Annotated in this window: 15 protein-coding genes; 11 read left to right on the top strand and 4 right to left on the bottom strand. The window is 71.0% G+C overall.

Annotated features, from left to right (window positions below; all coding sequences use genetic code 11):
* Positions 1-33: 33 nt before the first annotated feature.
* Positions 34-663 (top strand): PadR family transcriptional regulator, encoded by a 630-nt coding sequence (locus MMA15_RS00735; RefSeq protein WP_372498155.1) that lies wholly within the window; start codon positions 34-36, stop codon positions 661-663.
* Between the two features lie 114 nt (positions 664-777).
* Here the strand turns inward: MMA15_RS00735 and MMA15_RS00730 are convergent, their stop codons facing one another.
* Positions 778-1,458 carry a DUF4232 domain-containing protein gene (locus MMA15_RS00730; RefSeq protein ID WP_241056998.1) on the bottom strand — a complete coding sequence of 227 codons (681 nt, stop codon included), beginning with the start codon at positions 1,456-1,458 and terminating at the stop codon, positions 778-780.
* Positions 1,459-1,670: 212 nt separating this feature from the next.
* On the opposite strand from MMA15_RS00730, the gene MMA15_RS00725 reads away from it, so the two are divergent.
* Complete coding sequence (locus tag MMA15_RS00725) at positions 1,671-2,216, top strand: Clp protease N-terminal domain-containing protein (RefSeq protein WP_308290484.1); 546 nt, start codon at positions 1,671-1,673, stop codon at positions 2,214-2,216.
* 37 nt (positions 2,217-2,253) lie between these two features.
* Complete coding sequence (locus MMA15_RS00720; RefSeq protein ID WP_241056997.1) at positions 2,254-3,315, top strand: EamA family transporter; 1,062 nt, start codon at positions 2,254-2,256, stop codon at positions 3,313-3,315.
* A gap of 108 nt (positions 3,316-3,423) precedes the next feature.
* Here MMA15_RS00720 and MMA15_RS00715 read toward each other — a convergent pair whose 3' ends face one another.
* Entirely contained in the window at positions 3,424-4,152 is a 729-nt protein-coding gene (locus MMA15_RS00715) for a pyridoxamine 5'-phosphate oxidase family protein (RefSeq protein ID WP_241056996.1), read from the bottom strand.
* 65 nt (positions 4,153-4,217) lie between these two features.
* On the opposite strand from MMA15_RS00715, the gene MMA15_RS00710 reads away from it, so the two are divergent.
* Positions 4,218-5,549 carry an aminotransferase class I/II-fold pyridoxal phosphate-dependent enzyme gene (locus MMA15_RS00710; protein WP_241056995.1) on the top strand — a complete coding sequence of 444 codons (1,332 nt, stop codon included), beginning with the start codon at positions 4,218-4,220 and terminating at the stop codon, positions 5,547-5,549.
* A gap of 233 nt (positions 5,550-5,782) precedes the next feature.
* On the opposite strand, the gene MMA15_RS00705 is transcribed toward MMA15_RS00710, so the two are convergent.
* Positions 5,783-6,223, bottom strand: coding sequence for a Rieske (2Fe-2S) protein (locus tag MMA15_RS00705; protein WP_241056994.1), 441 nt, complete (start codon positions 6,221-6,223; stop codon positions 5,783-5,785).
* A 416-nt stretch (positions 6,224-6,639) separates the two neighbouring features.
* Here MMA15_RS00705 and MMA15_RS00700 point away from each other — a divergent pair, with 416 nt between their 5' ends.
* From MMA15_RS00700 to MMA15_RS00670, 7 genes are all read left to right on the top strand, one after another.
* Positions 6,640-7,482, top strand: a complete 843-nt coding sequence (locus tag MMA15_RS00700) for a HipA family kinase (RefSeq protein ID WP_241056993.1) — start codon at positions 6,640-6,642, stop codon at positions 7,480-7,482.
* Positions 7,479-7,886: a DUF3037 domain-containing protein gene (locus MMA15_RS00695; protein WP_241056992.1), complete on the top strand. Its 408-nt coding sequence runs from the start codon at positions 7,479-7,481 to the stop codon at positions 7,884-7,886. The genes MMA15_RS00700 and MMA15_RS00695 overlap by 4 nt, the downstream gene beginning before the upstream one ends.
* A gap of 180 nt (positions 7,887-8,066) precedes the next feature.
* Positions 8,067-8,828 carry a 3-oxoacyl-ACP reductase FabG gene (gene fabG, locus MMA15_RS00690; protein ID WP_241056991.1) on the top strand — a complete coding sequence of 254 codons (762 nt, stop codon included), beginning with the start codon at positions 8,067-8,069 and terminating at the stop codon, positions 8,826-8,828.
* Positions 8,829-8,845: 17 nt separating this feature from the next.
* On the top strand, positions 8,846-9,619 hold the full coding sequence (locus MMA15_RS00685; protein ID WP_241056990.1) for an SDR family oxidoreductase: 774 nt from the start codon (positions 8,846-8,848) through the stop codon (positions 9,617-9,619).
* Positions 9,620-9,945: 326 nt separating this feature from the next.
* A complete protein-coding gene (locus MMA15_RS00680; RefSeq protein ID WP_241056989.1) occupies positions 9,946-11,538 on the top strand; it encodes an ABC transporter substrate-binding protein in 1,593 nt (530 codons plus the stop codon).
* Between the two features lie 236 nt (positions 11,539-11,774).
* The gene (locus MMA15_RS00675; protein ID WP_241062897.1) at positions 11,775-12,488 is read left to right on the top strand and encodes a uracil-DNA glycosylase; all 714 of its coding nucleotides are present in this window, start codon (positions 11,775-11,777) and stop codon (positions 12,486-12,488) included.
* A gap of 58 nt (positions 12,489-12,546) precedes the next feature.
* Positions 12,547-13,020: a hypothetical protein gene (locus MMA15_RS00670; RefSeq protein WP_241056988.1), complete on the top strand. Its 474-nt coding sequence runs from the start codon at positions 12,547-12,549 to the stop codon at positions 13,018-13,020.
* A 32-nt stretch (positions 13,021-13,052) separates the two neighbouring features.
* On the opposite strand, the gene MMA15_RS00665 is transcribed toward MMA15_RS00670, so the two are convergent.
* Positions 13,053-13,724, bottom strand: coding sequence for a TetR/AcrR family transcriptional regulator (locus MMA15_RS00665; protein WP_241056987.1), 672 nt, complete (start codon positions 13,722-13,724; stop codon positions 13,053-13,055).
* Positions 13,725-13,739: the final 15 nt, after the last annotated feature.

Below are 13,739 nucleotides of genomic sequence, written 5' to 3'. Positions count from 1 at the left end.
GTCAAAGCTTGTCGAAGACAGATCATTGAAGGGATGTCGTACATGCGTAAGGAAGAACAGCGATTCGGTGGCCGCGGGCGCGGTCACGGCCATGGGCCCGGCCAGTGCGGCCCTGCCGGTTTCGGTCCGTCGGAGCGGAGGGCCTTCGGTGCCTTCGGTCCGCCCTTCGGGGACGGCCCGCCCTTCGGTCCCCGTGGCAGGGGCCGTGGAGGGCCGCGCGGCCGTGCGCGGCGCGGCGATGTGCGTGCCTCGATCCTGGCGCTGCTGAAGGACCGGCCGATGCACGGTTACGAGATGATCCAGGAGATCGCCGAACGCAGTGGCGGCGCCTGGAAGCCGAGCCCCGGCTCGGTCTACCCGACGCTCCAGCTCCTGGAGGACGAGGGCCTGATCAGCAGTGCCAGCGAGGGCGGCAAGAACCTCTTCTCGCTCACCGACGCGGGCCGCGAGGAGGCCGAGGCCGGGCCGGACGCCCCCTGGGAGGAGGCCGGCCGCGGCATCGACTGGGAGGCCATGAACGAGGTCCGCAAGGCAGGCGGCGGACTGGTCAGCGCCTTCCAGCAGGTGTGGGCGAACGGCACGCAGGAGCAGCGCGACAAGGCGCTCGGCGTCGTCAACGACGCCCGTAAGAAGCTCTATCTGATCCTCGCCGAGGAGGAGTGACCACGGCACGGGAGCGGTGCGGCGGAAGGCGGCGTGCGCCGACCGCCCCGCCGGGCCCCGGCAGCCGATCACGGCCGGACGCCTGAGGGTGCCCGGTCGTGACCAGCGCTGAAGTCACTCCGAGGGGCCCGATCCCGGCAGCAGCGGCCGTACGTCCAGCTTTCCGGCGCCGCAGACCTCGCCCATCTTCCAGGACGCCGACTTGGAGGCGCGCTGGTCCGGCGGGATCACACGCACCGCGGCGGGCCCGGGGCACTTGCCGTCCGCCGGGTCGCCCTCGCTCGGCACCACGGTCCAGTGCATGCGGGCCGACGCGGTCCCGCCGGGGGAGAGGGTCAACTGGGGCGACGGCGTCGAGTGGTCCCGTACGACCCGGGTCGGGATCTTCCCTCCGTCGTCGCCGGTGAGCTGGAGACCCGGCCACCCCTGCGTACGGCAGGTGTGCGACGAGGAGTTGGTGAGCACGAGGGCGGCGTAGCGGTTCCCCGCGGCGGGCCGGCCCGGACGCAGCGAGACCGACAGCGCGTCCGTCGTGCACCAGCGTGGGCGGCTCTCCTCGCTGCCCGCTCCGGAAGGACGCCCGCCGTCGTCTCCCTCGGCGCCCTGGGCGCGCGGCGGTTGACCGGAGTCCGCATCCTGCTCGGAGCCCGGCGACGAGGCGGAGCCGGAATCCGCGCCGTCCACGGACGCCGGGGAGTCGGTCGAGGAGTCGGAGCCCGCGGTGCACCCGCTGACGGTCACAGCGGCGCCGAGGGCGAGAGCGGCGAGAACGGAGCGTGCATGGCGTGCGCCCATGGGAATCTCCAAGTGCTGCCGTATGGGGGGCTGTTGGTGAACAAGACGCGACCTTCCGGGCATTCGGTTCCTGTATGCCCATCCCGAGGGTCCCTGAGTCGGTGCTCCTCCTCCAGTAGGAGGCGGACGGGGCGCACACCGACCACCGGGGTACGCGCATATGCCCCGTGGCGAGGATGTGCGCCCCTGTGCGCTCGTGATGCGGTGGTGACGTGGACATCCGTACGCCCCCTGCACCTGCCGCCGGCGCCGCCGGTGCGGTGATCGAGGACCGGCTCAGCGCGCCGCTGGCCGCCGTCGTCGCGACCGCGCGCCGACGGGCCTCGCTGGGCGGCGACCGCGAGGTGGACACCGCGCATCTGCTGCACGGTCTCCTCGAATCCGACGCCGTCGTACGGGCGTTCCTCGGCGGTGGAGGTCCGCAGACCGCGAAGCTGCTGGGCTATCTCGCGCAGCGCTCGATCGGGTACGGGCTGCGCTGGCAGGACACCGTGGAGACCTCCGGCCGGCCGCCCGCGGCGGGACCGGCGACGGTGCGGCTCCCAGCCGGATGGTCGCCTGCCGCCGCCGCTTCGCTGGCCTTCGCCCTGGCACGGGCCGAGGCTCGGGGCGCCGAACGTGCCGAGGGCGTCGACCTGTTCGCCGGGCTCGCGTCCGACCCGGAGTGCCGGGCGGCGGACGTGCTCCGTACGGCCGGGGTCGATGTACGGGGCGTCGCCGCCGGGCTCGCGGTCACACCCCACTGTCAGGTGTATTAGGGGTGACACTACTGTCGGGCGTTGACATCATGAAGTCATGCACGACACCACGCAGTCCGGCCGGTCAGGCTCGTCCGGTCGCTCCGGCATCTCCCGCGCTCCCGGCTCGTCCCGCGGTTTCGGCCTCGCCCTCGCGCTCGTCTCCGCCTTCGCGTTCGGCGGTTCGGGACCGGCCGCCAAACCGCTGATCGAGGCCGGGCTCGAACCGCTGCATGTGACGTGGCTTCGGGTGGCGGGCGCGGCCTTCGTGATGCTGCCGCTCGCCTGGCGCCACCGGGCGCTGGTGCGTGAACGGCCGGGTCTGCTCGTGGGGTTCGGGCTGCTTGCCGTCGCCGGCGTGCAGGCGTGCTACTTCGCCGCGCTCTCCCGCATCCCCGTCGGCGTCGCACTGCTCATCGAGTATCTGGCGCCCGCGCTGGTGCTGGGCTGGGTGCGGTTCGTACAGCGGCGTCCGGTGAGCCGGTCCGCGGGCGTGGGCGTCGTACTCGCGGTGGGCGGCCTGGCCTGTGTGGTGCGTGTGTGGTCCGGGCTGACGCTCGACCTCCTGGGTCTGCTGCTCGCCCTCGGGGCGGCCTGCTGCCAGGTGGGGTACTTCGTGCTCTCCGACCACGGCAGCGACGGATCGGACGGCCGCCGTGCCCCCGATCCGCTGGGCGTCATCGCCTACGGGCTGCTGACGGGAGCGGCCGTACTGACCGTGCCGGCGAGGCCGTGGGAGATGGAGTGGTCCGTGCTGGGGCGGGAGGCGTCCATGGACGGCACGGCCGTACCCGCGGCCGTCCTGCTGGGGTGGATCGTGCTCGTCGCCACGGTCGCCGCGTATCTCACCGGGGTGCTCTCGGTGCGCAGGCTCTCCCCGCAGGTCGCCGGAGTCGTCGCATGCCTCGAAGCGGTCATCGCAACGGTGCTCGCCTGGGTGCTGCTCGGTGAACACCTCGCGCCCGTACAGCTCTTCGGCGGCGCGGTCGTACTCCTCGGGGCCTTCATCGCACAGCGCTCCGCACCGAAGCAGCGGCAGGAGGAGCCCGTCGCGGCGGGCGGCAAGGAGGGCGCCGTCGTCGGCGGGTTTCCCAGGGACACCACCGAGGGGCGCACCTGACACCCGTGCGCCGTCCGCCGCCCGGGACCTGGTCCCCCCTGATCCCGGGACCTGCTCCGTCCTGACCCCGGGACGGGCCCGCCGTGACGGCCGTGAACCGCCCCTGGATCAGCGGCCGTCGAGATACGCCGGGAGCGGCGTGCCCGGCGCCAGGTCCCCGGCCGGTACGGGCGTGCCGTAGCTGCGGGCGACGGGCACCACGCCGCTCCAGTGCGGAAGCGCCATGTCCTCCGGGTCGTCGTTGGGGCCGCCCTGGCGCACCTTCGCGGAGACCTCTTCCAGATCGAGGCGGAGCACGGCCGTCGCCGCGAGTTCCCTTGCGTCGGCCCGGCGGGAGTCCGCCGCCCGGCCGGGCACCACGCCGTCGACCAACGCATCGAGCGCGGCGGTCAGTTCGGGACCCTCGGGCACGCGGTGCGCGGTCCCGTGCACCACCACCGAGCGGTAGTTCAGCGAGTGGTGGAAGGCGGCACGTGCCAGTACGAGCCCGTCGAGCAGCGTCACGGTGACGCAGACCGGCAGCCCGTCCTCGCGGTCGGCGGCGAGCAGCGGGCGCGAGCCCGTGGACCCGTGCAGATACAGGCGCTCGCCCGAGCGGGCGTAGAGGGTCGGCAGCACCACCGGAGCGCCGTCGCGCACGAATCCCAGATGGCAGACGTAGTCCTCGTCGAGGATCGAGTGCACCAATTCGCGGTCGTACGAGGCCCGTTCACGGTGCCGGGACGGGACGGTGCGGGCGGTGGACCCGTATGTGCCGGACGAGTCCGGGGTGCCGGGGGACTCCGAGGAATCAGATGACTCGGGGGAGGGCCCGGGGGAGGGAACGGTGTACGCCAAGGAACTCTCCCTTGCGTTCGGTGCGCTCATTGCGCCGCATTTTGAACTAGTGCATAATCATCTTTGTGCTAGGAGAATATCGGATCGAGGGCCGCCGCGCAGCCGAGATCGCAGCGAGCGTGGAGAGCGGCGTACGCGAAGGCGGCCTCAGCCCCGGTCAACTGCTGCCGCCACTACGGGAGTTGGCGCTCGAACTCGGGGTGAACGCCAACACGGTCGCCGCCGCCTACCGCACACTGCGCGAGCGCGGAGTCATCGAGACCGCGGGCCGCCGCGGCAGCCGCGTACGGCAGAGCCCGGCCGGGACCCCACGCGAGGCCATCCGGCCCGAGGTGCCCGAAGGCTGCGTGGACATCTCCACCGGCAATCCCGACACCGCACTGCTGCCGCCGCTGCACGACGCGCTGGCGACGGCCGCGGCGAACGCCGCCCGGCGCAGCGTGCTCTACGGAGACCCGGCAGTGAGCGAGCGGTTCGCCCGCGCCGCGCGCCGCAGGCTGGACGAGGACGGCGTGCCGGGCGGGCCCGTCGCCGTGACCTCCGGCGCCCTCGACGCCATCGAGCGCGTACTCGTGGCACATCTGCGCGCGGGCGACGCCGTAGCCGTGGAGGACCCGGGCTGGGGCAGCCTGCTCGATCTGATCCCCGCGCTCGGGCTGCGTACGTTGCCCGTCGCCGTCGACGACGAGGGGCCGCTGCCGGGGGAGACGGCACGTGCGCTGCGCGAGGGCGCCCGCGCGCTGATCGTCACCGCACGGGCGCAGAACCCGACCGGAGCCGCGGTGAGCGCCGCACGCGCCGCAGGGCTGCGTGAAGTCCTCGCCGGACACCCGGGCACCCTTCTCATCGAGGACGACCACGGGCACGGCATCGTCGGCGAACCGCTCAACTCCCTTGCGGGCCATACGGATCGCTGGGCCCTGGTGCGATCCACGGCCAAGGCGTACGGCCCGGACCTGCGGCTGGCGGTCGTCACCGGGGACGAGGTCACGCTGGACCGGCTGTGCGGACGGCAGCTTCTGGGGCCCGGCTGGGTGAGCCGCCTGCTACAGGACGCCGTGCTGCACCTCTGGGAGACGCGGGCCGTGGACGTCGACGCGGTCGCCCGCTCCTACACCGAGCGCCGCGAAGCCCTCGTCGATGCGCTCAAGGCACGCGGCGTCGAGGCACACGGGCGCAGCGGAATGAACGTATGGGTGACGGTGCCGGACGAGACCGGCACCGTCGCGCGTCTGCTACAGGCAGGCTGGGCGGTCGCCCCCGGTGCGCGCTTCCGGCTGGCGTCGCCGCCCGGAATCCGGCTGACTGTCTCCCCGCTGACGGTGGAGAGCGCGGAGGAAGTGGGCGCGGCGGTGGCGGGAGTCCTGCGACCGTCGGCGGCGCGGCGCTACGACTGAGGCGCTCGGCTACGACGCGAAGCGCGGCGTCATGGCCGACGTGCTGGGGCTTGGCCCGAGGCGCGCAACGACTGAGGACCGGGCCACGAGCTGGGAGCGGCGCCGTGCTGCGCGGCGCGGTAGCGATGGCACGGGGCGGGACCGCCGCGGATTCCTGCCCGTACACGCCGCGGGGTGCGGTGCTCGTCTCCGTGCACCGCACCCCGCGTTCGGGGCCTGTGGAGAGCCGGGGCTCAGCCCTCGGCGAGGTGGATCTTGCCGCCCTTGACGGAGACCTTCGCCGGGGGAAGCGGCTTGGTCGCCGGGCCGCCCTTGACGCTGCCGTCGGAGATGTCGAACTTGCTGTCGTGGCAGGGGCAGTTGATGGTGCCGCCCTTGACCTCGGAGACCGAGCAGCCCTTGTGCGTGCACACCGCCGAGAACGCCTTGTAGTCGGAGCCGCTGGGCCGCGTCACGACGACCTTCTGCTCCTTGAAGATCATGCCGCCGCCCTCGGGGATGTCCGCGGCATCGCCGAGTTCGCCCTTCGCGCCGCCGCCTTCGCTGCCGCTGTCGCCTCCGGCGTTCTCGTCGCCTCCGGAGCTCTCGCCGGAGCCGCAGGCGGCAAGGGTGACGGCGGCCGAGGCCGCGCCCGCGGCGGCGAGCACGGACCTACGGGTGGTCGATGCTGTCATGGGGAAGATCCTGTTCTGTCGGGGGCTGCACGCGGTGATCTGAGCCTGTCGTGTCCTTCGTGGTCCTCTTCCGGGCACCCGGGCGGCTCTCGGCTGTAGATGCCGCTGCCCTGGGCATCCTGCACAGGCGTTCCGCGGCGGCGAAGGGCTTTGTCAAGAAAGACCAATTGAACATGGAGCCCCCTGCGGGCGGTCACCTGCTCGCATACGATGTATGACTGCCCTGGCGGCGGCGCCGAAAGGGCGTTTCGGCCCGGCCGCGGCCCGCACCCGGCAGCGCCCCGCGCCCCCTTCTCCATGACCCCTTCTGCTGACGATCCGCTGCTTCTGCTGACGATCCGCTGCCGCGTTCCCCGCATGCCCGGCCGCGGATTTATTGCGGAGAGTCCCGGCTCACGGGCGGCTAGCCTGAGCGGATGCTTCGCGAAGTCGCCGCCACCCGCTATGTGACCCCTCTGCGGGAAGGCGGTTCGCTGCCGGGAATCGTCGAGGCGGACGATCTGGGCACGTATGTCATGAAGTTCACCGGCGCCGGACAGGGCCGCAAGACCCTGGTGGCGGAGGTGCTCGCCGGCCGGCTGGCCCAGCGCCTCGGCCTTCGCGTCCCCGAACTCGTGCGCATCCAGCTCGATCCCGTCATCGGCCTCGGCGAACCGGACGAGGAGGTGCAGGCCCTGCTCAAGGGCAGCGGCGGCCTGAACCTCGGTATCGACTTCCTGCCGGGCTCCCTGGGCCTCGACCCCCCGGCCTTCGGCGTGAGCGCCGCCGAAGCGGGCCGAGTGGTGTGGTTCGACGCGCTCATCGGCAACGTCGACAGATCCTGGCGCAACCCCAATCTGCTGGTGTGGCACGGACAGATGTGGCTGATCGACCATGGGGCGAGCATGATCTGGCATCACGACTGGCCCTCCGCCGCGGCCTCCCCGGGCAGGCCCTACGACGCGTCCGACCACGTACTGGCGCCGTTCCGGCCCGATCTGGCCGCTGCTTCCGCCGAGTTGGCGCCACTGGTCACCGAGGACCTGCTCGCGGAGTGCGCGGCCGAAGTCCCCGACGAGTGGCTGGCGGACGAGCCGGGGTTCGCCGCTCCCGACGAGGTGCGCGACGCATATGTGAGCACGCTCGCCGCGCGCCTCCCGGGCCTCGGCGAGCGCGTCGTCCTCGGCGAACCGACCGCCGACGGCCCCTCGCGTGCGCCCGGCTGGCTCACCGGCGCCTGGCCGCACAGCCGGCGCGACGGCCGGGAGGCCCGGCGGTGAGCGGCGGCACGAGTGGACGGGCCGCCCAGCGCGAGGTGTTCGAGTACGCGCTGCTGCGCGTCGTGCCGAGGATCGAACGCGGCGAGGTCATGAACGCGGGCGTGGTCGTCTACTGCCGCGCCAGATCCCTCGTCGTGGCCCGTACGCATCTCGACGAGACGCGTCTGCGGGCACTCGACCCCCGGGCCGACCTGGCGGGCGTACGCGCGGCGCTGCACGCGGCCGAGGACGTCTGCCACGGCGGTGAGGCCGCGGGCCAGGCGGCGGCCGAGTCACCGGGCAGCCGCTTCCGCTGGCTCGTCGCCCCCCGTAGCACGGTGGTGCAGGCCGGCCCTGTGCATACGGGCCTGACCTGTGACCCGGAGGCGGAGGCCGGACGGCTGCTGGAACTGCTCGTGCGGTGAATCTCATGTCGCGGAGCACTTGTTGACAGCGGATGGCGCGGCTCATAGCGTCACGACTACCGCGAGAGACTAAGCGGTTGCTCACCCCTAGGGCGGTCCAAAGGACCACCGCTCACAACCACTGCTCACCACATGGCCGTCCACGCGGCTCACGACGAATTCAGGGCGAGGAGAAACAGCATGTCCACCACCGACCAGCGCGTCGCGATCGTCACCGGTGCGGCGCGGGGCATCGGCGCGGCCACCGCGGTAAGGCTCGCGGCCGAGGGCCGCTCCGTAGCCGTGCTCGACCTCGACGAGTCGGCCTGCAAGGAGACCGTGGAGAAGATCACAGCCGAGGGCGGCAAGGCCGTCGCCGTGGGCTGCGACGTCTCCGACTCGGGCCAGGTCGAGACGGCCGTGGCGCGCGTCGTCGACGAGCTGGGACCGCCCACGGTGCTCGTGAACAACGCGGGAGTGCTGCGGGACAACCTGCTGTTCAAGATGAGCGACGCCGACTGGGACACGGTCATGAACGTGCATCTGCGCGGCGCCTTCCTGATGTCGCGTGCCTGCCAGAAGCACATGGTCGACGCCGGGTTCGGGCGCATCGTGAACCTGTCCTCGTCCTCCGCGCTCGGCAACCGCGGCCAGGTGAACTACGCGGCGGCCAAGGCCGGCATGCAGGGCTTCACCAAGACCCTCGCCAAGGAGCTGGGCAAGTTCGGCATCACCGCCAACGCCGTGGCGCCGGGCTTCATCGTCACCGACATGACGGCCGCCACCGCCGAGCGCGTGGGCATGGGCTTCGAGGACTTCCAGGCCGCCGCGGCCTCGCAGATCCCGGTGCAGCGTGTCGGCAGGCCCGAGGACATCGCCAACGCCATCGCCTTCTTCAGCGGCGAGCAGGCCGGCTTCGTCTCCGGGCAGGTCCTGTACGTGGCCGGCGGCCCGCTCAACTGACCGGAGGGTCACCGAAGATGGCACAGCACGACGCAGCAGAGCAGCAGGACAGCGGCGAGGTCGCGATCGTCACCGGCGGAAGCCGGGGCATCGGCTACGGCGTCGCCGAGGCGCTGATCGCCCGAGGGCACCGAGTGTGCATCACTGGACGCAATGAGGACGCCCTGAAGGAGGCCGTCGCCGCCCTCGGTCCGCAGCGCGCCATGTACGTGGCGGGCAAGGCACACGACGACGACCACAGGCGCACCGCCGTCGAGCAGGTCATGGAGGCCTACGGCCGCGTCGACCACCTCGTCAACAACGCGGGTACGAATCCGGTCTTCGGGCCCATCGCCGAACTCGACCTCGGCGTCGCCCGTAAGGTCTTCGAGACCAACGTGGTCTCGGCCCTCGGATTCGCACAGTCCACCTGGGCGGCCTGGCAGCGCGACCACGGCGGCACGATCGTCAACATCGCCTCCATCGCGGGAATGTCCGCCTCTCCCTTCATCGGCGCCTACGGCATGAGCAAGGCGGCGATGATCAACCTCACGCAGCAGCTCGCCCACGAGTTCGCGCCGGGTGTACGGGTCAACGCGGTCGCACCGGCCGTGGTGAAGACGAAGTTCGCCGCCGCGCTCTACGAGGGCCGTGAGCAGGACGCCGCCGCCCGCTATCCCATGGGGAGGCTCGGGGTTCCGTCTGACATCGGTGGGGCCGCCGCCTTCCTCACTTCTCCCGATTCGGCGTGGATCACCGGCCAGACCCTCGTCGTCGACGGCGGTCTCGCGCTGAACGCCGGAGTCGAGTAGGGGCCGAGTAGGAAGAGTGGGATTTCGCCCTCCGCAGGGCATCGCTTCTCGCGAATTCGGGTGCCGGTCCGTCGTCGGACCGGCACCCGCTGTCATCGGAAAGTACGGAGTCTCGTTGGCAATTGACGAATGGTTGACCTCTGCATGTTCGATGGCACGGGTGCTGAGGTAGGGTCTCTCTCGCCTCTCGGCCAGCGGGTCCGCGTACGGCGTCGACGTGCTCCGTACGACGGCGTGTAGACAGCGCAAGCGCATTGGTAAGCCGACGGCATTCCCTTTTGTAACCGCATCGGCAGAAGTGGCCCCGCCGACTGAGGAGCGCGCAGGTGTTCGACCGGAACGGACCTCTGAGGATCGCAGCGACCGTCGCCATGGTGACGTCCTTGGTCGCCGGGTGCAGTTCGATGTCGGGTGACGACGCCGAGGAGCAGCGCCGCGAGATCGTCACGGGGACCACCAGCGCTCCCAGCACCCTCGATCCGGCGGCGGCCTGGGACGGTTCGTGGGAGCTGTACAAGAACGTCTTCCAGACGCTGCTCTCCTTTCCCAGCAGCAGCTCCTCGCCCGAGCCCGACGCGGCCAAACGTTGCGGCTTCACCGACTCCGCGAGCCGCGTCTACCGCTGCACACTGCGCGACGGGCTGAAGTTCTCCAACGGGAACCCGGTCGACGCCCGCGCGGTCAAGCACTCCGTGGACCGCGTGATGACGATCAAGTCGAAGTCCGGTCCGCTCGGGCTGATGGGCAGCCTGGACCGCGTGGAGGCACCGGACAAGAGCACCGTCGTCTTCCATCTGAAGAAGTCCGACGCCACCTTCCCCTTCATACTCGCGACCCCGGCCACCGCGATCGTCGACCCGGAGACGTATCCGGCGAAGAAGCTGCGCAAGGGCGGCAAACTCGTGGGTTCCGGGCCGTACTCGCTGAAGTCCTACACCAAGGGCAAGAAGGCCGAACTCACGAAGTACAACGGTTACCGCGGTCCCGCGAAGCCCAAGAACGACGTCGTCACCATCGAGTACTTCCAGGATTCGGGGAAGATGGTGAAGGCCCTCAAGGCCAAGAAGATCGACGTCGCATACCGCGGACTGACCCCGGACCAGGTCAGCGGATTCCAGAAGGCGCAGGCGAACGGCGACCAGCAGATCGAGCTGACCGAGCTGCTCGGCTCCGAGATCAGCTATCTCGTCTTCAACCCCAAGGACCCCATGGCGGGAAATCCCGCCGTACGCAAGGCAGTCGCCGAACTGATCGACCGCAAGGCGCTCGTGCGCAACGTCTACAACCGCACGGCCGATCCGCTCTACTCCATGGTCCCCGGCGGCATCACGGGACACACCAGCGCCTACTACGACCGCTACGGCGAGCCGGACCGCGACAAGGCGAGCAAGACGCTCAGCGACGCGGGCATCGACAAGAAGGTGCCGCTGAAGCTCTGGTACACCACCGACCGCTACGGCTCCACGACGGGTGAGACGTTCGCCGAGCTGAAGCGCCAGCTCAACAAGTCGGGGCTGTTCGACGTCACGGTCAAGGGGCGCCCCTGGTCGGAGTTCGTCGAGGGCTACAGCAAGGGCAAGTACCCCGTCTTCGGCCGCGGCTGGTTCCCCGACTTCCCCGACGCCGACAACTACGTGGCGCCCTTCGTAGGCAAGAACAACGCGCTCGGCACCCCCTACGAGAACTCCGAGATCACCGACGACCTGCTGCCCACCTCGCGCAAGGAGAGCAACCGCGCGACCGCCAGCCGCGCCTTCACCCGCGCCCAGAAGATCATCGCGAAGGACGCGCGGCTGCTGCCGCTGTGGCAGGGCCGGGTCTATGTGGCCTCGCTGAAGGACGTCGCGGGTGTCGAGTGGGTGCTCGACCCGTCGACGCTTCCGCGCCTGTGGGAGCTGCACAAGAAGTCGAGCTGGTAAGGCACGGCGGCACCGGCGGATCACGGCCACGAACAGCGGTAGCGCAGGAGCCCCGCCGGGACACCGGCGGGGCTCACTCGTTGCCGGGGGCGTGCGTTGCCGGGGCGTGCGGTGCCGTGCCGGTCCGCGCGGCCCGATCCCATACCGGGCGCGGCGCCCGATGTCAGTGGCAGCGGGTACGTTCGTGACCTCGATGACGGAGTGAAGCCCCCGCGGAGGTACGAGAGTTGAACGACATGCTGGGCACGCTGCCCGACTCCTGGCAGCAGGCCCTCGGCGATGAGACCGGCAAGCCCTACTTCAAGGAGCTGGCCGAGTTCGTCGAGCAGGAGCGGGAGCGGGGTCCCGTATACCCGCCGCGCGAAGAGGTCTTCGCAGCGCTGCACGCCACCCCGTACGAGCGGGTCAAGGTCCTCATCCTCGGCCAGGACCCGTACCACGGAGAGGGGCAGGGCCACGGCCTGTGCTTCTCCGTGCGGCCCGGGGTGCGCACCCCGCCGTCGCTGCGCAACATCTACAAGGAGATGCGCGACGACCTCGGCCACCCGGTGCCCGCCACGGGATATCTGATGCCGTGGGCCGAGCAGGGCGTGCTGCTGCTCAACACCGTGCTGACGGTGCGGGCGGGCGAGGCCAACTCCCACAAGGGCAAGGGGTGGGAGACGTTCACCGACGCGGTGATCCGGGCCGTGGCGGCGCGGGAGAAGCCCGCGGTCTTCGTGCTCTGGGGCAATCACGCCAAGAAGAAGCTGCCGCTGATCGACACCGCACGGCACACCGTGGTGCAGGGCGCACACCCCTCGCCGCTGTCCGCGAAGAAGTTCTTCGGCTCACGGCCCTTCAGCCGGATCGACGAAGCGGTCGCCGCGGCGGGCCACTCGCCTGTCGACTGGCGCATCCCCGACAGCCGGCGCACGCGCCTGAGCGCGATTGTCAGTGCCGGCGGCTAGCGTCGTCGAGGCAGGTGAGAGCAGCAGTCGGTGCGCCCGGTGGTGGAGGAGGAGTCCCGTGACGGAGCGGCAGCAGGAGACGTCCCCCGACGGCATCACGGTCCGGATCGGCCAGGCGATCATGCTTCACCGCGCGGGCGACCGCGAGGAGGCCAGGAACCGCTTCGCGCTGCTGTGGTCCGAGACGAGCGGCGAGGGCGACCTCTTCCACCGCTGCACCATCGCGCACTACATGGCGGACACCCAGGACGACCCGTGCGCGGAACTGGAGTGGGACCGCCGGGCGCTCGCCGCCGCGGACGCCCTCACCGAGGAGGAGGTGGAATGGGGAGAGCACTCCCTGGCCGTGCGCTCCCTGTACCCCTCGCTCTATCTCAACCTCGCCGCGGACCATGCGAAGTTGGGGGACGGCGACTCCGCGCGCCGTGAACTGCGGCGGGCGCGGGGCGCGTTGGGATCGCTGGCCGACGACGAGTACGGGGCGGGCATCAAGGCGGCCGTGGGCAGGCTGGAGAGCCGCCTGGGGTGCTGAGCCGCCGCCGTTGCGCTCGTCGGCTGACGACGTCAGTTCTTCCCGCGTGCCGCAGAGCCGTTACGGGCCGAAGATCCGGTACGTGTCGACGAGCCGCTGCGGGCCGACGACGCGCCCAGCATGCCGTCGAGCAACTCCTCAAGGCCCGCGCGCAGTTGATCGTAGGTGGGCACCTCCGCGGCGTACGAGCCCGCCGTGCAGGAGAAGAGCATGCCGTCACACCAGGCCACCAACGACAGTGTGTGCCGCTCCGGTTCGGCCGATCCGGCGCGGCTGAGCATCGCCACCAGCGGCTCCCGGAATGCCGCGGTGCCGGTGCGTACATACATCTCCCGCAGCTCCGGGCGGCGCGTGATCTCAAGTGCCAGCTCGTAGCGGGCGATCAGCAGCGACGGGTCGCGTGTGAGGTAGCGGTACAGCGCGAGGGCCAGGCCGTCCGCGAGTTCCGCGGCGCTCTCGCCCTGCGGCATCTCCTCCATCGAGATCACCTGTGACTCGCGTACCGCCAGGCGCCGCACCGCGGCCTCGATGAGGGCCGCCCGGGTGCGCGCGTGGTTCGACGTCGAGCCCTGCGGCAGTCCGGCCGCCTCGTCCACGGCCCGGTGCGTCAGCGCACGGAGGCCGCCTCGCACGAGCAGATCGATCGCGGCGTCGGCGATGACCTCGGAACGGGGGGCCGGCGGGGAGGAGCGGGCGGCGTTCATGGCAGCAAATGTACG

The organism is Streptomyces marispadix (assembly GCF_022524345.1).
Taxonomy (GTDB): domain Bacteria; phylum Actinomycetota; class Actinomycetes; order Streptomycetales; family Streptomycetaceae; genus Streptomyces; species Streptomyces marispadix.
Note: the sequence above shows the minus strand (reverse complement) of the source record. Positions and strands in the feature narration are given on the sequence as shown.

What these genes read in the sequence shown, in the direction of transcription:
- MMA15_RS00735 (WP_372498155.1), top strand. Translation starts at nt 34, where the DNA reads ATGTCGTACATGCGTAAGGAAGAACAGCGATTCGGTGGCCGCGGGCGC.
- MMA15_RS00730 (WP_241056998.1), bottom strand. Translation starts at nt 1,458, where the DNA reads ATGGGCGCACGCCATGCACGCTCCGTTCTCGCCGCTCTCGCCCTCGGC.
- MMA15_RS00720 (WP_241056997.1), top strand. Translation starts at nt 2,254, where the DNA reads ATGCACGACACCACGCAGTCCGGCCGGTCAGGCTCGTCCGGTCGCTCC.
- MMA15_RS00705 (WP_241056994.1), bottom strand. Translation starts at nt 6,223, where the DNA reads ATGACAGCATCGACCACCCGTAGGTCCGTGCTCGCCGCCGCGGGCGCG.
- MMA15_RS00700 (WP_241056993.1), top strand. Translation starts at nt 6,640, where the DNA reads ATGCTTCGCGAAGTCGCCGCCACCCGCTATGTGACCCCTCTGCGGGAA.
- fabG (WP_241056991.1), top strand. Translation starts at nt 8,067, where the DNA reads ATGTCCACCACCGACCAGCGCGTCGCGATCGTCACCGGTGCGGCGCGG.
- MMA15_RS00685 (WP_241056990.1), top strand. Translation starts at nt 8,846, where the DNA reads ATGGCACAGCACGACGCAGCAGAGCAGCAGGACAGCGGCGAGGTCGCG.
- MMA15_RS00675 (WP_241062897.1), top strand. Translation starts at nt 11,775, where the DNA reads ATGCTGGGCACGCTGCCCGACTCCTGGCAGCAGGCCCTCGGCGATGAG.
- MMA15_RS00665 (WP_241056987.1), bottom strand. Translation starts at nt 13,724, where the DNA reads ATGAACGCCGCCCGCTCCTCCCCGCCGGCCCCCCGTTCCGAGGTCATC.